Raw genomic sequence first — 23,090 nt, forward strand, 5'->3', positions numbered from 1 at the left:
TGGGCTTTCCGCTTAGTGGACTTGCGGCTGGCCATGCGACGCGGCCTGCGCGTGCGCCGGAGCGGTTTCGCCGATCGCCACTTCGGCGATCACGGACATGCCGGGCACCAGGCGGCCGGCCAGCGCTTTCCGGTCCTTCTCGTCGAGCGTGATCTTGACGGGCACGCGCTGCACGATCTTGGTGAAGTTGCCGGTGGCGTTATCGGCCGGCAGCAGCGCGAACTGGTTGCCTGAGGCCGGCGAGAAGCTGTCCACCCGGCCCGTCAGTTCCCTGCCCGGCAGCGCATCGACGCTGATGTGCACCGGCTGGCCCGCGTGCATCTGCGCCAGCTGCGTTTCCTTGAAGTTGGCGGTCACCCACACGTCATCCTGCACCAGCGCCGTCAGCTGCTGGCCCGGCGATACGCGCTGGCCCACTTCGACGCTGCGCTTGCCGACCCGGCCGCTGACGGGGGCCACGATGCGGTTGTAGGCCAGCTGCTGCTCGGCTTCCTTCAGCTGTACCTGCAGCACGCCGATCTGCGCCTTCAGCACGTCGCGCGCGGATGCCGCGGCGGCGATCTGCGCCTGGGCCGCGGCGGCGCTGTCCTTGCGGGCTGCCAGGTCGGCGACAGCGCTGGCACGGCCGGCGTTGGCGGCATCGAGCTCGGCCTTGGAGACGGCCTTCATCTGGCTCGTGTACAGCTGGCCATAGCGTTCCGCATCCTGGTTGGCGCGCACCAGCAGCGCCTGCGACTGCTTCACTTGCGCGGCGCTGGCGCTGGCCTGGGCCTTCACCTGGGCCACCTGGGCATCGGCCTGCAGCACCTGGGTCTCGGCGCTGGCGATCTGGGCGCGGATCTGTTCGACCTTCACGCGCTGGTCGAACGGATCGAGTTCGGCGATCACATCGCCCGCCTTGACGTACTGGTTATCGTCGATCAGCACCTTCGTCACCGTGCCGGCGATGCGCGACGACACCGGGTGCACGTGCCCGGCCACGTAGGCGTTTTCCGTTTCCACGAAATGCGCGCTGCGATACCACATGCGGGCGCCGCCCGCGATGGCTGCCACGGCGATCAGGCCGGCAACGACCAGCACGCGGCGGTTCGGCTTCTTCGCCGGCGCGGCTCCCTGTGGTTCGGCCGGCGAAGCGGTGGCCAGCACTTTTTGTTCTGCCTGGTTGGACATGGAAAACGCTCCGAGAAATGAAATGGACTAGGCGCATTATTGGCGATCGGATGCCTGAAGTCAAGAAATGAAACGGTTGCATTTCATTTCTAGCTGGAATAAAGTGACGGCCTCTGATAGCCTTTGGCGTCCCCGCCTCCTGGAAGATGTCCCGCCTTATGTCTGACGAGCAAATCACCGCCGATTCCCCCTGCCCGATCGGGGCCCGCAGCGCAGGGCGCCCGCGCGCCTGCGAAGCGGAAGCGCGCACGCAGGAACTGTTGAGTTCCGCCGCCGAGCTGTTCCTGGAAAAAGGCTATTCGAAGGTGAGCCTGGAGATGATCGCCCGCCGCGCCCGCGTGGCCGTGCGCACCATCTATGTGAAGTTCGGCGGCAAGAGCGGCCTGTTTCGAGAAATCCTGGCCTCGGGCCGCGACGTGTATTTCGACACGATGGAAGACCTGGAAACCAACCAGCGTCCCATGCGGGAAGTGCTGCTCGACTTCGGCATGCGTTTCCACAAGCTGGTCTCGTCCGGCGCGGTGATCAAGCTGTACCGCATGGTGATCGCCGAGGCGCACCATGACCCGGAACTGGCCGAGGCCTTTTTCGAATCCGGACCGCGGCAAACCCGGCTGGCGCTGGAACGCTATTTCAACCGGCCCGACGTGCGCACGCAGCTGCGCGACATCCCCGCCGACCAGCTGGTCGTGCACCTGATGAACTGCCTGATGGGCGATCACCTGAAGCGCTATCTGTTTGCCGTGCCGCCGAGCAACCCGCAAGACGATGCCCTGCTCGTCGAACAGCGCGTCGACCTGTTCCTGCACGGTGCCAAGGCTTGACACATCGGCGCGGCTAACTCATCCTTTGTGACCAGCGCAATTGTGCGCTGCCGCACTGAACATGTGCTGCCGCTGGGGGAAAATGGTTTCCTCAAGAATATATTTTTGCAGGGAGGCTCTATGAGCAAGTTCGACAGGCTGGAATGGACGCAGAAAGTTGCTGCGTTGAATGAACGCATCCGTGGTTTCCAAGCCAATCCCAGCCAGGAACAACTCGAATTGGCGATCAATGAATTGCGTGCGTATGCCGATGCGGCTTCCGCCGGCATGGAAATTCCGCCACGGTTCATTGCGAGCTGAAACACAGTGCCTGGCACTGGACAGTACGAATAAGCAAGCGCGAAGCAGCGCCAAGCAGGGCGAAACAAACATGACATGCGAAACCCGGGACTTCCCGGGTTTTTTTTCGCTGGTGAAAAACGCAGCGGGAGACTGGATTTTTTGTAATTGACAGGGGAATCGGCTTGCGGTCTAATGTTCCGCAGTGCATGAAATCGTTTTCAAGCATTTGCGTGCACGCCCTCTTTTCTCTTCCAGCCGACTAAGACAATGACCGACACACTGCAATTTCCGCCTTCGTTCACGTGGGGCGTGGCCACCAGCTCGTTCCAGATCGAAGGTGCCGCCACTGCCGATGGCAAGGGCCCATCCATCTGGGATACGTTCAGCCATACGCCCGGCAAGGTGATCGATGGCAGCAACGGCGACGTGGCCTGCGACCACTACCACCGTTACGCGGAAGACGTCGGCATCATGGCGGACCTGCACGTGGATGCCTACCGCTTCTCGATGGCCTGGGCACGCGTGCAGCCGGCCGGCAAGGGCGCCTGGAACGAAGCCGGCTTTGCTTTCTACGAACGCCTGCTGGACGAGCTGGACAAGAAAAACATCGGCGCCCACGTCACGCTGTACCACTGGGACTTGCCGCAAGCCTTGCAGGATGAAGGCGGCTGGCTGAACCGCGATACCGCCTACCACTTCGCCGAGTATGCGGCGGAAGTGGCGCGCCGCTTCGGCAATCGCGTGAAAACGATTGCAACGCACAATGAGCCATGGTGCACGGCCAACCTGGGCTACGGCAACGCGCAATTCGCGCCCGGCGTGGCGGACAACAAGCAGTCGGTGCAAGTGTCGCACCACCTGCTGCTGTCGCACGGGCTGGCGATGAAGGCAATGCGCGCCGTCGGCAGCTCGGCGCAGCTGGGCATCGTGCTGAACCAGTGGACCGCCGACGCGGCCACCGACAGCCAGGCCGACCGCGATCTCGCCACCTGGGAATACGCCCGCTCGGTACAGTGGTTCATGGACCCGATCTTCAAGGGCCATTACCCGGAATACGCGCTGCGCGGCCATGGCGCCGACGCGCCGGAAGTCAAGGCGGGCGACTTCGACATCATCCGCCAGCCGATCGATTTCCTCGGCGTGAACTATTACTTCCGTTCGTTCTGCAGCGCGGAAACGCCGCCGCGCCAGGCGCCGGCCGCCCTGGGCACCACCGACATGGGCTGGGAAATCTATCCGCAGGGCCTGACCGAACTGCTGGTGAAGCTGAAGGGCGAATACGACCTGCCGCCGATCTACATCACCGAAAACGGCATGGCCAATCCCGATCACGAACTGGTCGACGGCCGCATCGCCGACGCCAAGCGCATCGACTACGTGGAACGCCACCTGGCCGCCCTGAAAGCGGCGATGGACCAGGGCGTGGACGTGCGCGGCTACTTCCTGTGGAGCCTGCTGGACAACTTCGAATGGAATTCCGGCTACGCCAAGCGCTTCGGCATCATCCACGTCGATTACGCGACCCAGAAACGCACGCCGAAGGACAGCGCGCTGTGGTACCGCGAATTCATCGACATGCAGCGCCGCTGATCGACAAAAGCGCCATTGTTGGCGCTATCATGACAAGCACGGCGGCAGCATAGCCGCCTGCAATCGATGACGACCGAGACAGGAGACAACATGAACACGAAAGCCGCCGTGCCAGGCACGGTGCCCCCGGCGGGCACCGCCGTGCCGGCATCCACGGTGAGCCCGCTGCTGTGGGTACCCACCGGGTACTTCACGATGGCGCTGGCCTACGTCATGCTGACCAGCGTGACGGCGATCATGTTCAAGAACCTGGGCATGGACAACGGCCGGGCCGCCGAGTATGCCAGTTACCTGATCTTTGCCTACACGGTCAAGCCGCTGTTCGCGCCGTTCGTCGAAATGTACCGCACCAAGAAATTCTTCGTGCTGTGCGCCCAGCTGGCGATCGGCGTGGGCTTCGGCTGCGTGGCACTGGCCATGTCGCTGCCCGGCTACATGGCGATCATGGTCGGCCTGTTCATCGTGCTGTCGTTCATCGGCGCCACGCAGGACATCGCCTCGGACGGCGTGTATGTCACGGCGCTCGATTCGCGCAAGCAGTCGCTGTATTGCGGCATCCAGAGCCTGTCGTGGAATGTCGGCCCGATCGTCGCCTCCGGCGGCCTGGTCTACCTGTCCGGCTGGCTGCACACCAACGTGTTCGGCCACGATGCCAATACCTTCGGCCCGGAATGGATCGACAGCTGGCGCATCGTGTTCTTCATCGTCGCCGGCATCACGCTGGTGATGGCGGTGTGGCACATGCGCACCATGCCCGACGGCGCCAAGGCCGAGAACGCGCCGACCTCGCCGCGCGAGGCGCTGCATATCCTGTGGGATTCGTTCGTCACCTTCTTCCAGAAGCGCGACGTGTGGCTGATGGTGGGCTTTGCCTTCCTGTTCCGGCTCTCCATCGGCCTGCTGGAAAAGATCGGCCCGTTCTTCATGGTCGACCCGGTGGCCAAGGGCGGCCTGGGCCTGTCGAACGAACTGCTGGGCATCGTCTACGGCACCTATGGCCTGGTGGCCGTGCTGGTCGGCTCGCTGCTGGGCGGCCTGTTCGTCGCCAAGCGGGGCCTGAAGCCCACGCTGTTCCTGCTGTGCTGCGCCGTCAACATCCCGAACGCGACGTTCCTGCTGATGGCGATGTACCAGCCGACCGACCTGGTGGTGATCAGCGCCGGCGTGGCGATCGAAAAATTCTTCTACGGCTTCGGCTCGGTGGGCTTCATGATCTACCTGATGCAGCAGCTCGCGCCGGGCAAGTACAGCACCACCCACTATGCGTTCGGCACCGGCCTGATGGGCCTGTGCATGCTGGTGACGGGCACCGTGTCCGGCCACCTGCAGCAGTGGATGGGCTACGTGGATTATTTCTGGTTCGTGATGGCGGCCACCATTCCATCGTTCCTGGTGACCTGGTTCGCGCCGTTCCACCACAAGGAAGGCTGAAGGCGCGCCCGGTCGCGCCGGGCTTCAAGATTCAAGCTCGAGGTTGATGCTTGGGCCTTGGGCCTTGGGGCTCAGGCCTCGGGCTTCAGCTGGTAATCCTCGGGCGCCGCGAACAATGCAGGATCCGGCTCGCCGCGCTCGAGGTCACTGATGGCGATGACGGATTCGCCTTTCGGGTCGCTGTTCCTGACATGCAGCGTGAGGCCCAGTTCCTTCGACGTCCAGCTTTCGGTGACGATCTCGAAGCTGCCGGCAGCGGTCCTGATCCGGTGCCGGGTGCTCTCCCCGGTCGCCGTCACGCCTTCGATATCGCGTTCTCCCAATGACTCCACCGGCGGCCTGGCTTCAGCCTTGCGCAGCGCGGCTGCCGACATGTCGATGACCGGCGCGACCCGCCTTGCCGCCCGCCTCGTGACCAGCCGGTTGCGGTGATCCAGCACGATCACCGCGCCATCCGTGTCGATGATGAACGAGTGGGTCGGGTTGCCCTCGCCGTCCAGCAGGTCGCGGCGCGCCCTGCCGGCGCTGTCGCGGTACAGCTTCGTCACGGTCCGGTGCGTCGCTTCGGCGCCGTCGCGCTGCTGGCGGCGCATCGTCAACGTGTGCGTGGCGCTGTACGGCTGGTCGACGACGAGCGGGCGTCCCGCTGGCGCGGCCGGCCGGCCGGCGGACACGCCAGCGCCGGCATCCGCCGACCACGCGCTGGCCGACAGCAGGCCGGCCAGCAGGATTGCGATGAAACGCTTGTTCATGGGGGCTTTCCGGATAAAGAATGACAATACGGCGAAACTTGCCATCTTAACATCTTGCCAGGCCCTGAAAATGCGCGGATCGTCACACCCGCCGGATAATCCATCGGCACGTTCCCTGGTATGAAACCGGACTTCCGGCACCGCCCCCGGCGTTGCGGAGCGGCGATGCTACAGTGGCGGACGGGCCAGGTTCACCCAGGCCTGCACCGATTCGCGCGCCCACTGGCGCGCGGCATAGTCGCGCAGTGCCGGCGGCACGTCATCGCCGTTCAGCACCAGCCGGTTCAGCATCAGGGCCAGGTCCACGTCCGCGATGGTCCAGGCGCCGAACAGATGGTCGCCGCCGTGGTCCAGCAGTGCCTGCGCCGCCTTGAACAGCTTGTCCACGGCTGCCTCGGCGGCGGCGGACAGGGGCGCGTCGGCCGGGCCGTAGAACACCACGTTGGTCGAACGCTCCTGCCGGATCGGCAGCAGGTCGCTCCTGATCCAGGCCTGTACCTGGCGCGCGCGGGCACGGGTCTTCAGGTCCGCCGGATACAGGGCAGGTTCGGGCTGCAGCTGTTCCAGGTATTCCGTGATGGCGGACGACTCCGACAGCGCGAAGTCGCCATCGACCAGCGTGGGAACGCGCTGCGTCAGCGACCGGGCAGTGTAGTCTTGAGCGTGGTTGGCGCCGGTCTCCAGGTCGACAGTCTTCAATGCGAAGGGAATGCGCTTTTCCGTCAGCGCGACGAATACGGACATGGCATAGGGACTGGTGAACCGGGCATCGGCGAACAGCAGCATGGGTTTCCTTGGTGTCGGTGGTTGAACGGACATCGACGATAGCATCGCCCCCGGCGCCCGCGCAATGAACGTGACCGGCGGAGCCCGGCGTGGGACGGATTGCCGATACAGCGCATTCACTTCCCGCGCACGCCCGCACCGCTTACCGCTCCTGCGGGGGAATGGCGTGGATCGCGGCGGCGAATGCCGCATGCGCGGCGGGATCGACCGGCCGGTATTTCGGCTCCGTGCGCGCCGGATCCTTGCCGAGGTAATTGTCGCCCTTCCAGTTGCGCGCCGGCCGCACGGGCCGCGGCATGAAGCCGCCGCCGCAGTTCGGGCAGACGTTCCGCAGCAGGCCATCCACGCAATCGGCGCAGAACGTGCATTCGTAGCTGCAGATGCGTGCGTCCGTCGCGTGCGGGGGCAAGGCCTTGTCGCAGTGTTCGCAGCTGGGCCTGAGTTCGAGCATGGCATCTCCTTTCATCGAGGAGCCGATGATAGCCCGGCCGCAATTGACAGGAATGACAGCGATGATTGAATATCTGCCACATGCCGCGCTCTTCCGCCCTGCCCGCCGCACCGGCCGCATTCATCACAGCGACCGCACCCGTCGCTCCGGTGGCCCCCATCGCACCGACCGGACCGGTCGCACCTGTCAATGTCTGGCTGCTGGTGTTTCCCGGCTTCCTGCTGCTCGATGCCACCGGGCCGATCCAGGTCTTCGCCAGCGCCAACGACGAGGCGCGCGATGCCGGCCGGCCCGAGCCCTACCGCATCCACCTGGTCGCACGGGGCGGTGGCGCCGTTGCCTCGTCGGCCGGCGTCAGCGTGTTGGCGGCGCCGTTGCCGCGGCGGGGACTCGCGGGCGGTACGCTGGTGGTCTCCGGCGGCGGCGGCGCTTCCCTGCCCTCGTCCGCGACGACGCAAGGACGCGCGCTGTTGCGCTGGGTGGCCCGCGCGGGAGAGGACGCGGCGCGCTGCTGCTCCGTCTGCACCGGAGCCTTCGTGCTGGCGCGCGCCGGATTGCTGGATGGCCGCCGCGCCGTCACGCACTGGCAGGACGTCTCCGCACTGCGCGAACAGCATCCGCTGGTCGACGTGCAGGACAACGCCATCCACGTCCGCGACGGCAAGTTCCGCACTTCCGCCGGCATCAGTGCCGGCATGGACCTGGCGCTCAGCCTCGTCGAAGAAGACCTTGGCCGCGCCGCCGCGCTGGCGGTGGCCAGGCGCATGGTGCTGTTCCTGAAGCGCCCCGGCGGCCAGCGGCAGTTCAGCGCCGAGCTGCTGGCCCAGTCGGTGCCGGACGGCGTCACCGCGCAACTGACCGCATGGCTGCGCCCCCGCCTCGCTCGGCAGTTGGACATCGACCAGATGGCAGCCGCCTGCGCCCTCTCCGTCCGCACGCTGCACCGCCGCCTGCGGCAGGAGGCGGACGCCACGCCAGCGCAATTGCTCGCCCGCCTGCGCATGGAACTCGCGTGCAGCCTGCTGGAACGGCCGCGGATGACGGTCAAGGAAGCCGCCCGGCGCAGCGGCCACGGCAGCGAATACAACCTGCGCCGCGCCTTCATGCAGCACCTCGGCGTGCTGCCCAGCGAGTACCAGGCCCGCTTCGCCTGAATGCTGCAAGAAAACCGGTGGCTTCATGGGGAGTTCGTGGAGCATGCACCACGCCCATACAGCGGTGATGGCATGCATGCCATCGCTCCCTCCAGGCTCCAATTGTTTTGCACCATTTCCTAGACAATGGGACCTGTCACTGAATGCCGCTTGAATAAGCCAATCCCAAGTGCAGATGCCGGGGTCAGACCCGGCGGGTCTGACCCCAGCACTTCGCTGTTGGGGTGAATGCATGCGCTTTCAAAGCGTCGGGTAACGCTTGACCAAGCGGCACTTGAGCCTGTCGCCGGATTTACCACTTGCAACTTTTCCGGAAAATGGAGCCTGTCACCGGTTTCGGGCAATAAAAACGCCACCCGAAGGTGGCGTTTGGGGCACTGCGGGAAAGCCGGGATCAGCGCTTGCGCATCGGCGGCAAGTCCGTGCAAACGCCTTCGTACACTTCGGCGGCCATGCCGATCGACTCGCCCAGGGTCGGGTGCGGGTGGATCGTCTTGCCGATGTCGGTGCCGTCGGCGCCCATCTCGATGGCCAGCGCGATTTCGCCGATCATGTCGCCGGCATGCGTGCCGACGATGGTGCCGCCCACGATGCGGTGCGTTTCAGCGTCGAACAGCACTTTCGTGAAGCCTTCGTCGCGGCCGTTGGCCACGGCGCGGCCCGAAGCGGCCCACGGGAAGTGGCCCTTCTCGACCTTGATGCCCTTGGCCTTCGCTTCGTCTTCCGTCAGGCCGACCCATGCCACTTCCGGATCGGTGTAGGCGACCGACGGGATCACGGAAGCATCGAAGTGCGACTTCTGGCCGACGGCTGCTTCAGCGGCCACGTGGCCTTCATGCACGGCCTTGTGCGCCAGCATCGGCTGGCCCACCAGGTCGCCGATGGCGAAGATGTGCGGCACGTTGGTGCGCATCTGGCTGTCGACGTTGATGAAGCCGCGGTCGGTCACCTGCACGCCGGCCTTGTCGGCGGCGATCTTCTTGCCGTTCGGGCTGCGGCCCACGGCCACCAGGACCATGTCGTAGATCTGCGGCTCCGGTGCGGTGGCGCCGGCTTCGGCGGCTTCGAACGTGACCTTGATCCCTTCCGGCAGCGCTTCCACGCCGACGGTCTTGGTCTTGGTCATGATGTTGTCGAAGCGGTGCGCGTTGTACTTCTGCCAGACCTTGACGGCATCGCGGTCGGCGCCCTGCATCAGGCCATCCATCATCTCGACCACGTCGATGCGCGCGCCGAAAGTGGAATACACGGTGGCCATTTCCAGGCCGATGATGCCGCCGCCGATCACCAGCATGCGCTTCGGCATGAAGCGCAGTTCCAGCGCGCCGGTCGAATCGACGATGCGCGGATCTTCCGGCACGAATGGCAGCTTGACGACAGCAGAACCGGCCGCGATGATCGCCTGCTTGAACTGCACGACCTTCTTGACGCCATCGGCGCCGGTGACTTCGATGTGGTTCGGGCTGACGAACTGGCCGACGCCCTGCACCACCTGCACCTTGCGCGCCTTGGCCATGCCGGACAGGCCGCCGGTCATCTTCGAGATCACGCCTTCCTTGTACTTGCGTACTTCGTCGATGTCGACTTCCGGCCGGGCGAACTTCACGCCATGCTTGCCCAGGTGGGCCGTCTCGTCGATCACGGAAGCCAGGTGCAGCAGCGCCTTCGACGGGATGCAGCCCACGTTCAGGCACACGCCGCCCAGCGTCGCATAGCGCTCGACGATCACGGTGTTCTGGCCCAGGTCGGCGGCACGGAACGCGGCCGAGTAGCCGCCGGGGCCGCCGCCCAGCACCATCATGTCGCACTGGATGTCGACATTGCCGGAGTACGAACCGGCCGCCGGCGCCGGACCGGCAGCGGGTGCCGCCGGTGCCGGTACTGCCGGCGCGCCGTACACCGGCGCCGCCTGGCCCGGTGCCTCGCCTTTTTCGGCAGGCTTGGCGACGTCGGCCGCCGGTGCCGAAGCAGCCGGTGCCGGTGCAGCAGGAGCAGCAGGAGCAGCAGCGCCAGCGGCTTCCTCCAGCAACAGCAGCAGCGAACCTTCGCTCACCTTGTCGCCCACCTTGAACTTCAGCTCCTTGACGACGCCGGCGTGCGTGGCCGGGATCTCCATGGATGCCTTGTCCGATTCCACGGTGGCGATCGACTGGTCGACCTTGATGGTATCGCCCACCTTGACGATCACCTCGATGACTTCGACTTCCTTGAAGTCGCCGATATTCGGTACTTTTACCTCAACGATGCTCATGTAGCGGGCTCCTTACAGCAGCACTTTGCGCATGTCGCCCAGCACTTCTGCCAGGTAGACTGCGAAGCGGGCACCGGACGCGCCGTCGACCACGCGGTGGTCGTACGACAGCGACAGCGTCATCATCAGGCGCGGCACGAACTGCTTGCCGTCCCACACCGGCTTCATCGAAGCCTTCGACAGGCCGAGGATCGCCACTTCCGGCGCATTCACGATCGGCGTGAAGTGCGAGCCGCCGATACCGCCCAGCGACGAGATGGTGAACGTGGCACCCTGCATGTCGGCCGGCTTCAGCTTGCCTTCGCGCGCCGCCAGCGACAGTTCCGTCATTTCGCGGGCGATCTGCGACACGCTCTTCTGGTCGGCATTCTTCACCACCGGTACCACCAGGCCTTGCGGCGTGTCGGCGGCGAAGCCGATGTTGTAGTACTTCTTCAGGATCAGGTTCTCGCCCTTCGCGTCCAGCGAGGAATTGAACGCCGGGTATTTCTTCAGCGCCGCGGCCGATGCCTTGATGACGAAGGCCAGCATCGTCAGCTTGGCGGCATCCTTGTTCTTCGCGTTGGCGTTGTTGGTCTCGACACGGAACGCTTCCAGGTCGGTGATATCCGCATCCTCGAACTGCGTCACGTGCGGGATCATCACCCAGTTGCGGTGCAGGTTCGGGCCGGAGATCTTCTTGATGCGCGGCAGCGGCTGCAGTTCCGTTTCGCCGAACTTCGAGAAGTCCAGCGACGGCCATGGCAGCAGGTTCAGGCCCGCACCACCGCCACCAGCCGCGGCCGGAGCCGCGGTCGGCGCGGCGGCCGCGCCGGCGATCACGCCCTTCACGTAGTTCTGCACGTCCTGCTGGGTGATGCGGCCTTTCGGGCCGGTGCCCGGCACCTTCGCCACGTCCACGCCCAGTTCGCGGGCGAACTTGCGGACCGACGGCGACGCGTGGGCCAGCTTGCCCGATACTGCCGGGGCTGCCGGCGCGGCGGCAGGCGCCGGTGCAGCGGCAGGAGCAGGTGCGGGAGCAGCAGCGGCAGGTGCCGGAGCAGCAGCAGCGGCAGGCGCGGGAGCGGCGGCGGCAGGAGCAGCCGAGCCGCCGGTCGATTCCACCACCAGCACCAGCGAACCCTCGGCCACCTTGTCGCCGACCTTGACCTTGATTTCCTTGACCACGCCGTCGTGCGACGACGGGATTTCCATCGAGGCCTTGTCCGATTCCACGGTGATCAGCGACTGGTCCTTCTTGATCGTGTCGCCCACCTTGACCATCAGCTCGATGACTTCGACTTCCTTGAAGTCGCCGATGTCCGGTACCTTGACGTCGACCGGGCCGGCGGCGGCTGCCGGAGCGGCGGCCGGCGCTGGCGCTGGCGCTGGAGCCGGCGCGGCAGCAGCGGCAGGCGCCGGTGCCGGCGCGGCGGCGGGAGCAGCGGCGGCCGCGCCCTCGGCTTCGACCAGCAACAGCAGCGAACCCTCGGCGACCTTGTCGCCGACCTTGACCTTGATTTCCTTGATGACCCCGGCCGACGACGATGGAATTTCCATCGATGCCTTGTCCGATTCAACGGTGATCAGCGACTGGTCGACCTTGATCGTGTCGCCGACCTTCACCATCAGCTCGATGACTTCGACTTCCTTGAAATCACCGATATCCGGGACTTTGACTTCCACAATGCTCATAGCGTTTGCTCCGTATTCTCGTTATTGGGTCACCGGATTGGGCTTGTTCGGGTTCAGGCCATATTTCACGACGGCCTGTTCCACCACGGCGAGGTCGATCTTGCCCTCGTCGGCCAGCGAACGGAGCGCGGCAACCGTGATGTAGTAACGGTTCACCTCGAAGAACTCGCGCAGCTTGGCGCGGCTGTCCGAGCGGCCGAAGCCGTCGGTGCCCAGCACGCGGTAGGTGCGGTCCTTCGGCATGAAGGCGCGGATCTGCTCGGCGTACAGGCGCATGTAGTCGGTCGTGGCGATGATCGGGCCCTGCGTATCCTTCAGCAGGCCGGTCACGTACGGCACGCGCTGTTCCTTGGTCGGGTTGACGAGGTTCCAGCGCTCGGCATCCTGGCCATCGCGCGCCACCAGCGTCAGCGACGGCGCGGACCACACGTCGGCGGCGATGCCCCAGTCCTTCTCCAGCAGCTCGGCGGCGAAGATGGACTCGCGCAGGATCGTGCCCGAGCCGATCAGCTGCACGCGCTGGCCGGCGTTCGCGGCGCCTTCCTGCAGCAGGTACATGCCCTTCAGGATGCCCTCTTCCTGGCCGGCCTTCAGGCCCGGATGAGCGTAGTTCTCGTTCATGATGGTGATGTAGTAGAACACGTCTTCCTGTTCCGTCACCATGCGGCGCAGGCCGTCATGGATGATCACCGCCAGCTCGTGGCCGAAGGTCGGGTCGTACGGCAGGCAGTTCGGGATCGCCGCGGCGAACAGGTGGCTGTGGCCATCCTCGTGCTGCAGGCCCTCGCCGTTCAGCGTGGTACGGCCGGCAGTGCCGCCCATCATGAAGCCGCGGGCGCGCATGTCGCCTGCCGCCCAGGCCAGGTCGCCCACGCGCTGCATGCCGAACATCGAGTAGTACGTGAAGAACGGGATCATCACGCGGTTGTTGGTCGAGTACGACGTGGCCGCCGCGATCCACGAGCTCATGCCGCCCGCTTCGTTGATGCCTTCCTGCAGGATCTGGCCGGCCTTGTCTTCGCGGTAGTACATCACCTGGTCCTTGTCGACCGGCTCGTACAGCTGCCCCTGCTGGTTGAAGATGCCGATCTGGCGGAACAGGCCTTCCATGCCGAAGGTACGCGATTCGTCGACCAGGATCGGCACCACGCGCGGGCCCAGGCTCTGGTCGCGCAGCAGCGCGGTGATGATGCGCACGAACGACTGGGTGGTCGAGATCTCGCGGCCTTCCGCGGTCGGCTCCAGCACGTTCTTGAACGCTTCCAGCGGCGGCACGACCAGCGTTTCATCGGCCTTCATGCGGCGCGCCGGCAGGTAGCCGCCCAGGGCCTTGCGGCGCTCGTGCAGGTACTTCATTTCAGGCGCGTCGTCGGACGGCTTGAAGAACGGGATCTCGGCCAGCTTGTCGTCTGGAATCGGAATGTTGAAGCGGTCGCGCATTTCGCGGATCGCCTCGTCGTCCAGCTTCTTGGTCTGGTGGGCGGTGTTGCGCGCCTCGCCGGACTTGCCCATGCCGTAGCCCTTGACGGTCTTCACCAGCAGCACGGTCGGCTTGCCCTGGGCTTCCTGCGCCACCTTGAACGCTGCGTAGATCTTGTGCGGGTCGTGGCCGCCGCGGGTCAGGCGCCAGATGTCGTCGTCGCTCATGTTGGCGACCATTTCCAGCAGCTTCGGATGCTTGCCGAAGAAGTGCTTGCGCACGTAGGCGCCATCCTTGGCCTTGTAGTTCTGGTATTCGCCGTCCAGCGTTTCCATCATCACGCGCTGCAGGATGCCTTCCTTGTCCTTGGCCAGCAGCTCGTCCCAGCCCGGGCCCCAGATGACTTTCACGACGTTCCAGCCGGCGCCGCGGAATTCGCCTTCCAGTTCCTGGATGATCTTGCCGTTGCCGCGCACCGGGCCGTCCAGGCGCTGCAGGTTGCAGTTGACGACGATGACCAGGTTGTCCAGCATTTCACGGGCGGCCATGCCGATCGCACCCAGCGATTCCGGCTCGTCCATCTCGCCGTCGCCGCAGAAGGCCCAGACCTTGCGGCCGTCGGTGTTGGCGATGCCGCGCGCGTGCAGGTACTTCAGGAAGCGCGCCTGGTAGATCGCCATCAGCGGGCCCAGGCCCATCGACACGGTGGGGAACTGCCAGAAGTCCGGCATCAGTTTCGGGTGCGGATAGGACGACAGGCCACGGCCGTCCACTTCCTTGCGGAAGTTGATCAGCTGGTCTTCGGTCAGGCGGCCTTCCAGGTAGGCGCGCGCGTACACGCCGGGCGACGAGTGGCCCTGGATGTACAGCAGGTCGCCGCCGTGCTCTTCGCTCGCGGCTTTCCAGAAGTGGTTGAAGCCGATGCCCAGCATGTTCGCCAGCGAGGCGAACGAGGACAGGTGGCCACCCAGGTCGCCATCGGCACGGTTGGCGCGAACCACCATCGCCATCGCGTTCCAGCGCATCCACGAGCGCAGGCGCTCTTCGTATTCCAGGTTGCCCGGGCAGTGCGCGCCCACGTCGGCAGGAATGGTGTTCACATACGCGGTGTTGGCGGAGAACGGGATGTCGGCGCCGCGGCGGCGCGCCAGGTCGACCAGGCGCTCCATCAGGTACTGGGCGCGTTCCGGTCCTTCATTCTGCAATACGGCCTCGAGTGCCTCGAGCCATTCCTTGGTTTCCAGTGCGTCCGGATCGTTGGCGGTTTGGGCCGTGACCTGGTCAAGTTGAGCTGACATCTATCTAGTCTCCTGAGTGATTGGCCCGAACCGATCCGGTGATCGTGGCGGACGCGAGGGTGATTATTTACCAAGACTTTTACAAAGTGCGGAGATTCTAACAGTGAATTTGGCCTTTTTCAAAATACGAAAGCTGTTTTTATAATGTGAAATTTCCCTATGTGGAAATGCTGCAATGCCGCATAAATGCGCAGTTTACAATCAGTTTTTGTGATCAAAAAATCACTTTTATGAGCGCGTTCAAACTGCTTTTGGTTCCACCGCCAAAGGCCACTTCAACGCATGCATGGTTACCTGGCAGCGCCCAATCCGGCTGCGCCGCCGGCAATGGTCTGCATGAAGCCCCAGCGCGGCGCATCGCACCTTTATAATGACGGTCTTTCATCCCACCTTAGTCCATCACCATGTCTGCCCAACTCATCGACGGAATCGCCCTCTCCCAAAAACTGCGCGCCGAAATCGCTTCCCGCGCTGCCGCATTGACCGCCAGCGGCAAGCAGCCCGGCCTGGCCGTGATCCTGGTGGGCGAAGACCCCGCCAGCCAGGTGTACGTGCGCAACAAGGTGAAGGCATGCGGCGACGTGGGCATCCACTCCGTGCTGGAGAAGTACGATGCCGACCTGGCGGAGCAGGCGCTGCTCGACCGCATTGCAGCATTGAATGCCGATCCGGCGATCCACGGCATCCTGGTACAGATGCCGCTGCCGAAGCACATCAACCCGCACAAGGTCATCGAAGCGATCGCCACGTCGAAGGATGTGGACGGTTACTCGGTGCTGTCGGCCGGCGAGCTGATGACGGGCCTGGAAGGCTTCCGTCCCTGCACGCCGTACGGCTGCATGAAGCTGATCGAATCGACCGGCGTGGACCTGCGCGGCAAGCACGCGGTGGTGATCGGCCGCAGCAACACGGTCGGCAAGCCGATGGGCCTGCTGCTCTTGCAGGCCAACGCCACCGTCACCATCTGCCATAGCGCCACCCCGGATCTGTCCGTGTATACCAAGCAGGCGGACGTGGTCGTGGCGGCGGTCGGCCGCCGCAACACGCTGACGGCGGACATGGTGAAACCGGGGGCAATCGTGATCGATGTGGGCATGAATCGCGACGATAATGGCAAGTTGTGCGGGGACGTGGATTTTGCCGGCATCAAGGAAGTGGCCGCGCACATTACGCCGGTACCCGGCGGCGTCGGCCCGATGACGATCACGATGCTCCTGATGAATACGATTGAGTCGGCAGAGCGGGTGTAAGCCCGCGGCCCAACCATAGGAATAGACAATGACGACTGACAACCCCCTGCTGGACTTTGGCGGCCTGCCGCGTTTCGACGCGATCAAGCCGGAACACGTGACGCCGGCCATCGACGAGCTGCTGGCGAAGAACCGGGAAGTGGTGACGCAGCTGGAAGCGCCCGTGGAGCCGGTGACGTGGCAGAACTTCGTGACGCCGCTGGAAAACGCCACCGAACTGCTGGGCCGTGCATGGGGCATCGTCAGTCACCTGAACAACGTGGCCGACACGCCCGAGCTGCGCGCCGTGTACAACGAGAACCTGCCGAAGGTGACGGAGTTCTGGACCGAGCTGGCGCAGAACGAGGCGCTGTTCGCCAAGTACAAGGCGCTGCAGGCGTCGCCGGAATTCGCCACGCTGGCGCCGGCCCGCAAGCGCATCATTGAAAACGCGATCCGCGATTTCCGCATGGGTGGCGCCGAACTGCCGCCGGAACAGAAGGAACGCTTCGCGGATATCCAGGAAGAGCATGCCGCCACGTCGACGCGCTTTTCCGAGAACGTGCTGGACGCCACCAACGACTGGAAGCTGCTGGTCGAGGACGAAGCCGAGCTGGCCGGACTGCCGGACGACGTGAAGCACGCCGCGAAAACCCTGGCCGAGAAAGACGGCAAGCAGGGCTGGCAGTTCACGCTGCACTTCCCTTCGTACTACCCGATCCTGCAGTTCGCCGACAACCGCGCGCTGCGCGAGAAGGTGTACCGCGCGAACGCCACCAAGGCCTCCGACCTGGGCGACGTGTTCAGCGAGCGCGAGAAATGGGACAACAGCGCCAATATCGTGAAGCTGCTGCAGCTGCGCGCGGAAGAGGCACAGCTGCTGGGTTACAAGAACTTCGCCGAGGTGTCGCTGGTGCCGAAGATGGCACAGAGCCCCGAACAGGTGATCGGCTTCCTGGAAGACCTGGCGAAACGCGCCCGCCCGTATGCCGAGAAGGACCTGGAAGAACTGAAGACCTTCGCGGCCGAACACCTGGGCCTGACGGAACTGAACGCCTGGGACCTGCCGTATGCATCGGAAAAGCTGCAACAGCACCGCTACGCGTTCTCGGCGCAGGAAGTGAAGCAGTACTTCCCCGAGCACAAGGTGATCGACGGCCTGTTCAAGCTGGTGCAGAACCTGTTCGGCGTGCAGATCCTGCCGGACCAGGCACCCACCTGGCACAAGGACGTGCGCTTCTTCCGCATCGAGCGCGACGGCGAACTGGTGGGCCAGTTCTACCTGGACCTGTATGCGCGCCCCGGCAAGAACAGCGGCGCGTGGATGGACGACGCGCGCAGCCGGCGCCTGGAGGCCGGCCAGCTGCAAACGCCGATCGCCTACCTCACCTGCAACTTCACGGAGCCGGCCGTCATCGATGGCAAGGTGCAGCCTTCGCTGTTCACGCACGATGAAGTGATCACGCTGTTCCACGAGTTCGGCCATGGCCTGCACCACATGCTGACCGTCGTCGAGGAACTGGGCGTGTCCGGCATTGCCGGCGTGGAGTGGGATGCGGTGGAACTGCCGTCGCAATTCATGGAAAACTTCTGCTGGGAGTGGAACGTGCTGTCGCACATGACGGCGCACGTGAAGACCGGCGAGCCGCTGCCGCGCGCGCTGTACGACAAGATGCTGGCCGCGAAGAACTTCCAGTCCGGCCTGCAGACGCTGCGCCAGGTGGAATTCTCGCTGCTGGACATGCACCTGCACTACGACTATCAATCTGAATCAGGCAAGTCGGTGCAGGACGTGATCGACGAGGTGCGCAGCCGCTTCGCGGTCATCGTCCCGCCGGCGTTCAACCGCTTCCAGAACTCGTTCGGCCACATCTTCGCCGGTGGCTACGCGGCCGGCTACTACAGCTACAAGTGGGCCGAAGTGCTGTCCGCCGATGCCTACGCGGCCTTCGAGGAAGCGGCGGAGCTGGAAGGCGCCGACGAGCGCGTGGTCGACACGGGCCGCAAGTTCCTGCACGAGATCCTGTCGGTCGGCGGTTCGCGGCCGGCGCTGGAATCGTTCACCGCGTTCCGCGGCCGCGAACCGCAGATCGACGCGCTCCTCCGGCACAGCGGCATGGCTGCGTGAAGGGACCTTGAGTGCATGGTGTCGGACACCCGGCGGGTGTCCGACACCGGTTTCCCCCGCGCCGCCGCGCTACAATAGCGCCCATGACCCGCATCGATTTCCACACCAACGTTCCCGACAAGATCGCCTATGCGTGCCGCCTGGTGCGCAAGGCCTGCAACGCCGCGAGCGCGTCCGGCGCGAAAAGCCGCATCGTCATCATGACCGAGGACAGCGCGCAGCTGGCGCGGCTCGATGCGGCGCTGTGGAGCTTTTCCGATGTCGACTTCCTGCCGCACGTGCACGTCAATGACCCGCTGGCGCCGGATACGCCGATCGTGCTGGCCGACAGCGACAGCGTGGAATTGCCGCAGGCCGACTTGCTGGTGAACCTGGCGCGCCGCGCACCCGCGCAGTTCGAGAGCTTTCCCCGCCTGATCGAGGTGGTATCCGCCGACGAGGACGACGCGGCCGCCGGCCGCATCCGCTTCGTTGCCTACAAGCGGCAGGACTTCACGCCCGCCCACCTCAGCGTGGGCAAAGCGTGAGCGCGGGACCGTTCGATGCCGGCATTCCCGTGCTGACGGAAGTGCTGCAGGAAATCCCCGCTCCGCCCGTACCCGCGCCGGAGCCCGCAACGGCGCATCCTCCCGCTGCCGCTTTTAAGCCAGCGGTGTGGCGCACCGGCGTGGGGGCGGCTTCGGCGACGCCTGCTCCGGCGCCCGTCATCGACCTGGTGGTGCCAGCGGAGGCGGACATCGAAGCGGGCGTCGAAGAGTCCATTGAAGAGGCTACTGAAGCGGGCACTGAATCCGCCATCGATGCCCGGCTCGCAAACGACGTTGAAGCGGGCGTAGCGACCGGAACCGCTGCCGGAATAGCTGCCGGTACCGAAGCGGGAGCCGAAGCCGGAGCAGCCGCCGGCGTAACAGCGGACATGCAAGCCGGAGCGGAAGTGGAAGAAGCGGCCCCATCCGTGGAACGCGCCGGCGCCGTGGACCTCGCCGCCATCGAGCAGGCGCTCAGCGAACGCATCATGCAGCAGCTGATGCCGCGCGTGGATGCGCTGGTGGCCGAGCGTTTCGACCAGGTGCTGCATCAATTGGCCGGCGGGCTGCAAGCCGGGCTGGCCGAGTCGGTCGCGCAGGCGGTGGCCGCATCGGTGCGGCAGGAGCTTGCGGCTCTACAGGCACCAAAACCGTGAAAAACGCACTGACTGGCGGCTGAAACCGCGGTCCCGGCCGGTGCATGCCCGCCCTGTGCCGGTGCGCGCCGCAACAATCGCCATTTGTGCCTTTGCCATTTGAAAAATTTGTTGTACCTTCTGCCAGAATGACGCTCACGAGGCGTCACCCAACATTCATTGGAGAGACGAGTATGCAGACGAAGTCCATCGCAGTTGCCATCGCCCTCGCTTTCGCGGCCAGTGCCGCGACGTCGGCCGGCGCACAGGAAGTCATCAAGATCGGCCACGTGGGCCCGGTCTCCGGCCCCCAGTCCCACCTGGGCAAGGATAACGAGAATGGCGCCAACATGGCCGTCAACGACCTGAACGCGAAGGGCATCAAGATCGGCGGCAAGCCGGTGAAGTTCGTGCTCGTGCTGGAAGACGACGGCGCGGATCCGAAACAGGGCACCACCGTGGCGCAGAAGCTGGTCGATGCCAAGGTCAACGGCGTGGTCGGCCACCTGAATTCGGGCACCACGGTGCCGGCATCGCGCATCTATTACAATGCCGGTATCCCGCAGGTGTCGCCGGCTTCCACCAATCCCGTCTATACCAAGCAAAAGTTCAACACCACGTTCCGCGTGGTGGCCAATGACGCCAAGCTGGGCGGCACGCTGGGCAAATACGCCGTCGACAAGCTGGGCGCCAAGAAGATCGCCGTGATCGACGACCGCACCGCGTACGGCATGGGCGTGGCGACCGAGTTCATCAAGGGTGCCAAGGGCGCGCAGGTCGTCGACAAGCAATTCACCAACGACAAGGCAACGGACTTCAACGCGATCCTCACCAGCATCAAGGCCAAGAATCCCGACCTGGTGTTCTTCGGCGGCATGGACGCGGTAGGCGGCCCGCTGCTGCGCCAGATGAAGGCGCTGGGCATCAAGGCGAAGTTCATGGGTGGCGATGGCGTGTGTACCGACGCGCTGCCGCGCCTGGCCGGCACGGCCGCCGCCGACGGCGTGGTAACGTGCGCCGAAGCGGGTGGCGTGCCGCCGGAACTGCAGAAGAACATGGATGACTTCCGCGCCCGCTACAAGAAGGCGTACAACCAGGAAGTGCAGCTGTACGCACCGTACGTGTACGACTCGGTGATGACGCTGGCGCAGGCCATGCAGGATGCCGGATCGTCCGATCCGAAGAAGTACCTGCCGTTCCTGAAGAAGGTGAAATACCAGGGCGTGACGGGCCTGATCACGTTCGACCAGTTCGGCGACATCAACGATGGCGCGCTGACCCTGTTCACCTACACGGGCGGCAAGAAGACCAGGATGGAAGTGGTCAAGTAAGAAGGATAACGACGGGAGACAAACCGTGCGGCCGTCCCTGGTGGACGGCCTTTGTTTTTTCAGCGGCCCATATTTGGTGACCGCATAAGTATTGGAGTAAAACGCATATGCAACAGAAGCTGATTTCCCTCGCCATCGGCGCCACCCTGCTTTCCGCTGGCGGCGCGATGGCGCAGGAAGTGGTCAAGATCGGCTATGTGGGCCCGCTGTCGGGCCAGTCCGCCCACCTGGGCACGGATACGTCGAACGGTGCGCGGCTGGCCGTAGAGGACCTGAACGCCAAGGGCTTCAAGATCGACGGCAAGCCCGTCAAGTTCGTGCTGATGGCCGAGGATGATGCCGCCGAGCCGAAACAGGCCACCGCCGCCGCGCAAAAGCTGGCGGACCAGAAGGTGAACGGCGTGATCGGCCACCAGACCTCGGGCACGTCGATCCCCGCGTCGCGCATTTACTACAATGCCGGCATCCCGCAGATTTCGGCATCGGCCACCAGCCCCGTCTACACGCGCCAGAAGTTCAACACCACGTTCCGCGTGGTCGCCAACGACCTGAAGCTGGGCGGTACGCTGGGCAAGTATGCCGTGCAAAACCTGGGTGCCAAGCGGATCGCCGTGATCGACGACCGCACCGCTTACGGCATGGGCGTGGCGACCGAGTTCGTCAAGGCCGCGAAAGGCGCGCAGATCGTCGACAAGCAATTCACCAACGACAAGGCGACGGACTTCAACGCCATCCTTACCAGCATCAAGTCGAAGAACCCGGACCTGGTCTTCTTCGGCGGCATGGATTCGGTCGGCGGCCCGCTGCTGCGCCAGATGAAGGCGCTGGGCATCAAGACCAAGCTGATGGGCGGCGACGGCATCTGCACCGAGGCGATGCCGAAGCTGGCCGGCCCGACCGCGGGCGACGATTCGGTCGTGTGCGCGGAAGCGGGCGGCGTGACGCCGGCGCAGCAAAAGAAGATGGAAGAATTCGCCGGCCGCTACAAGAAGCGCTATGGGCAGGAATTGCAGATCTATGCCCCGTATTCGTATGACGCGGTGATGGCGATGGCCACGGCGATGGCGAACGCGAAGTCGGCCAATCCCAAGCAATACCTGCCGTTCCTGTCGAAAGTGAGCTATCCGGGCATTACCGGCACGATCGCGTTCGATCCGGCCGGCGACATCAAGGATGGCGCGCTGACGCTGTTCACGTTCCGTGGCGGAAAAAAGACACTGATCGAAGTGGTGAAGTGACCACGCCGACGTTGATCCCGTTGAAAATCATCGGGCTGACATGAAAAAACCGGGCGCTGCCCGGTTTTTTCGATACGGCGCAAAAAGATTACTTCTGCGCCAGGATCCATTTGACGAGCGTCTTCGCATCCGCCTCGCTCACCTGCGGGTTGGCCGGCATCGGGATCGCGCCCCACACGCCGGCGCCGCCCTTGATCACCTTGCCGACCAGCTTGGCTTCGGCATCCTTCTGGCCCGCGTACTTGGCCGCCACGTCCTTGTAGGCAGGCCCCACCAGCTTGTTCGCAACAGCGTGGCAAGCCATGCAATTCTTTGCCTTCGCCAGGTCCGCGTTCGCCATCGCGGCCTGCGACACGAAAGCCGAGCCCACTACCAATGCACCCATCACGAAACGTTTCATCGATTTCTCCAAATTAAACCTGCCGGTGATTCTAACGCGTTTCCCATCAGCGGGTACGTATAGCGCCTATTGCCAGAACGAAGCGGTCGGGTATTCCGTTGACGCTGCAAATGTTGCGAAATGTTGCGCTCGGTAAATTTTGTAAGTAGGATGGATTGCTTACCGGAGCCCGTCATGCCGATCATCCTTGCCATCCTTGCACTTTGCGCGCTGCGCTTCCTTGAAATCTGGCGCTTCGCCGACCTGTCGTGGTGGTGGATCGTCGGGCTGATGGTGGCCGCCTTCGCGTGGTTCGAGTTCGTCGAACCGATGCTGGGACTGGACAAGCGCAAGGCGCACGACATCGATGCGAAGCGGCGCAAGGACCGCGTCGCCGACCGGTTCGGTACGCCGAAGAAGAAATAAACTACTGCCGAGTTCGTGTCAGGGGGGTGAAGCAGGGAGCGAGACAGGGGTTTCGAGGAACACCGTTCCGCGCCTGACGAGCGACGCAGCCATACCGGGCTGCGTCTTCGCGGA

Annotated in this window: 20 protein-coding genes; 12 read left to right on the forward strand and 8 right to left on the reverse strand. The window is 64.5% G+C overall.

Features of this window, described 5'->3' with window-relative positions:
- Positions 1 to 12 precede the first annotated feature (12 nt).
- Positions 13 to 1,170 carry an HlyD family secretion protein gene (locus tag OU994_RS27130; RefSeq protein ID WP_281608441.1) on the reverse strand — a complete coding sequence of 386 codons (1,158 nt, stop codon included), beginning with the start codon at positions 1,168 to 1,170 and terminating at the stop codon, positions 13 to 15.
- A 158-nt stretch (positions 1,171 to 1,328) separates the two neighbouring features.
- Here OU994_RS27130 and OU994_RS27135 point away from each other — a divergent pair, with 158 nt between their 5' ends.
- From OU994_RS27135 to OU994_RS27150, 4 genes are all read left to right on the forward strand, one after another.
- Complete coding sequence (locus OU994_RS27135) at positions 1,329 to 1,994, forward strand: TetR/AcrR family transcriptional regulator (RefSeq protein ID WP_281608442.1); 666 nt, start codon at positions 1,329 to 1,331, stop codon at positions 1,992 to 1,994.
- A gap of 120 nt (positions 1,995 to 2,114) precedes the next feature.
- On the forward strand, positions 2,115 to 2,294 hold the full coding sequence (locus tag OU994_RS27140) for a hypothetical protein (RefSeq protein WP_131144221.1): 180 nt from the start codon (positions 2,115 to 2,117) through the stop codon (positions 2,292 to 2,294).
- 249 nt (positions 2,295 to 2,543) lie between these two features.
- A complete protein-coding gene (locus OU994_RS27145; RefSeq protein WP_281608443.1) occupies positions 2,544 to 3,866 on the forward strand; it encodes a GH1 family beta-glucosidase in 1,323 nt (440 codons plus the stop codon).
- Between the two features lie 195 nt (positions 3,867 to 4,061).
- Complete coding sequence (locus OU994_RS27150; protein WP_281611731.1) at positions 4,062 to 5,297, forward strand: MFS transporter; 1,236 nt, start codon at positions 4,062 to 4,064, stop codon at positions 5,295 to 5,297.
- A 71-nt stretch (positions 5,298 to 5,368) separates the two neighbouring features.
- Here OU994_RS27150 and OU994_RS27155 read toward each other — a convergent pair whose 3' ends face one another.
- From OU994_RS27155 to OU994_RS27165, 3 genes are all read right to left on the reverse strand, one after another.
- On the reverse strand, positions 5,369 to 6,049 hold the full coding sequence (locus OU994_RS27155; RefSeq protein ID WP_281608444.1) for a hypothetical protein: 681 nt from the start codon (positions 6,047 to 6,049) through the stop codon (positions 5,369 to 5,371).
- A 168-nt stretch (positions 6,050 to 6,217) separates the two neighbouring features.
- Complete coding sequence (gene yfcF, locus OU994_RS27160) at positions 6,218 to 6,835, reverse strand: glutathione transferase (RefSeq protein WP_281608445.1); 618 nt, start codon at positions 6,833 to 6,835, stop codon at positions 6,218 to 6,220.
- 142 nt (positions 6,836 to 6,977) lie between these two features.
- Complete coding sequence (locus OU994_RS27165) at positions 6,978 to 7,286, reverse strand: DUF1272 domain-containing protein (RefSeq protein ID WP_281608446.1); 309 nt, start codon at positions 7,284 to 7,286, stop codon at positions 6,978 to 6,980.
- A gap of 80 nt (positions 7,287 to 7,366) precedes the next feature.
- Between OU994_RS27165 and OU994_RS27170 the strand changes: the two genes are divergently transcribed.
- The gene (locus tag OU994_RS27170) at positions 7,367 to 8,440 is read left to right on the forward strand and encodes a GlxA family transcriptional regulator (protein WP_281608447.1); all 1,074 of its coding nucleotides are present in this window, start codon (positions 7,367 to 7,369) and stop codon (positions 8,438 to 8,440) included.
- 394 nt (positions 8,441 to 8,834) lie between these two features.
- On the opposite strand, the gene lpdA is transcribed toward OU994_RS27170, so the two are convergent.
- Genes lpdA through aceE form a run of 3 tightly spaced genes read right to left on the reverse strand, consistent with a single transcriptional unit; the run spans position 8,835 to position 15,083 of the window.
- Complete coding sequence (lpdA, locus tag OU994_RS27175; protein ID WP_281608448.1) at positions 8,835 to 10,691, reverse strand: dihydrolipoyl dehydrogenase; 1,857 nt, start codon at positions 10,689 to 10,691, stop codon at positions 8,835 to 8,837.
- Positions 10,692 to 10,703: 12 nt separating this feature from the next.
- Positions 10,704 to 12,365 (reverse strand): dihydrolipoyllysine-residue acetyltransferase, encoded by a 1,662-nt coding sequence (gene aceF, locus OU994_RS27180; RefSeq protein ID WP_281608449.1) that lies wholly within the window; start codon positions 12,363 to 12,365, stop codon positions 10,704 to 10,706.
- Positions 12,366 to 12,386: 21 nt separating this feature from the next.
- Positions 12,387 to 15,083, reverse strand: a complete 2,697-nt coding sequence (aceE, locus tag OU994_RS27185; RefSeq protein WP_131144213.1) for a pyruvate dehydrogenase (acetyl-transferring), homodimeric type — start codon at positions 15,081 to 15,083, stop codon at positions 12,387 to 12,389.
- A gap of 404 nt (positions 15,084 to 15,487) precedes the next feature.
- Here aceE and folD point away from each other — a divergent pair, with 404 nt between their 5' ends.
- From folD to OU994_RS27215, 6 genes are all read left to right on the forward strand, one after another.
- The gene (gene folD / locus OU994_RS27190; protein ID WP_281608450.1) at positions 15,488 to 16,333 is read left to right on the forward strand and encodes a bifunctional methylenetetrahydrofolate dehydrogenase/methenyltetrahydrofolate cyclohydrolase FolD; all 846 of its coding nucleotides are present in this window, start codon (positions 15,488 to 15,490) and stop codon (positions 16,331 to 16,333) included.
- Positions 16,334 to 16,361: 28 nt separating this feature from the next.
- On the forward strand, positions 16,362 to 18,440 hold the full coding sequence (locus OU994_RS27195) for a M3 family metallopeptidase (RefSeq protein ID WP_281608451.1): 2,079 nt from the start codon (positions 16,362 to 16,364) through the stop codon (positions 18,438 to 18,440).
- 83 nt (positions 18,441 to 18,523) lie between these two features.
- Entirely contained in the window at positions 18,524 to 18,967 is a 444-nt protein-coding gene (locus tag OU994_RS27200; RefSeq protein ID WP_131144210.1) for a DNA polymerase III subunit chi, read from the forward strand.
- Positions 18,964 to 19,623 (forward strand): hypothetical protein, encoded by a 660-nt coding sequence (locus OU994_RS27205; protein WP_281608452.1) that lies wholly within the window; start codon positions 18,964 to 18,966, stop codon positions 19,621 to 19,623. Before OU994_RS27200 ends, OU994_RS27205 begins: the two co-directional genes overlap by 4 nt.
- A 173-nt stretch (positions 19,624 to 19,796) precedes the next feature.
- Positions 19,797 to 20,933: a branched-chain amino acid ABC transporter substrate-binding protein gene (locus OU994_RS27210; protein ID WP_131144208.1), complete on the forward strand. Its 1,137-nt coding sequence runs from the start codon at positions 19,797 to 19,799 to the stop codon at positions 20,931 to 20,933.
- A gap of 107 nt (positions 20,934 to 21,040) precedes the next feature.
- Positions 21,041 to 22,171 carry a branched-chain amino acid ABC transporter substrate-binding protein gene (locus OU994_RS27215; RefSeq protein ID WP_281608453.1) on the forward strand — a complete coding sequence of 377 codons (1,131 nt, stop codon included), beginning with the start codon at positions 21,041 to 21,043 and terminating at the stop codon, positions 22,169 to 22,171.
- Between the two features lie 88 nt (positions 22,172 to 22,259).
- Here the strand turns inward: OU994_RS27215 and OU994_RS27220 are convergent, their stop codons facing one another.
- Positions 22,260 to 22,571 carry a c-type cytochrome gene (locus OU994_RS27220; protein WP_131144206.1) on the reverse strand — a complete coding sequence of 104 codons (312 nt, stop codon included), beginning with the start codon at positions 22,569 to 22,571 and terminating at the stop codon, positions 22,260 to 22,262.
- A gap of 174 nt (positions 22,572 to 22,745) precedes the next feature.
- Between OU994_RS27220 and OU994_RS27225 the strand changes: the two genes are divergently transcribed.
- Positions 22,746 to 22,976, forward strand: a complete 231-nt coding sequence (locus OU994_RS27225) for a TIGR04438 family Trp-rich protein (protein ID WP_281608454.1) — start codon at positions 22,746 to 22,748, stop codon at positions 22,974 to 22,976.
- The last annotated feature ends 114 nt before the right edge of the window (positions 22,977 to 23,090 follow it).

Source organism: Pseudoduganella sp. SL102, from assembly GCF_027856995.1.
In the GTDB taxonomy this organism is placed as follows: domain Bacteria; phylum Pseudomonadota; class Gammaproteobacteria; order Burkholderiales; family Burkholderiaceae_D; genus Rugamonas; species Rugamonas albidiflava.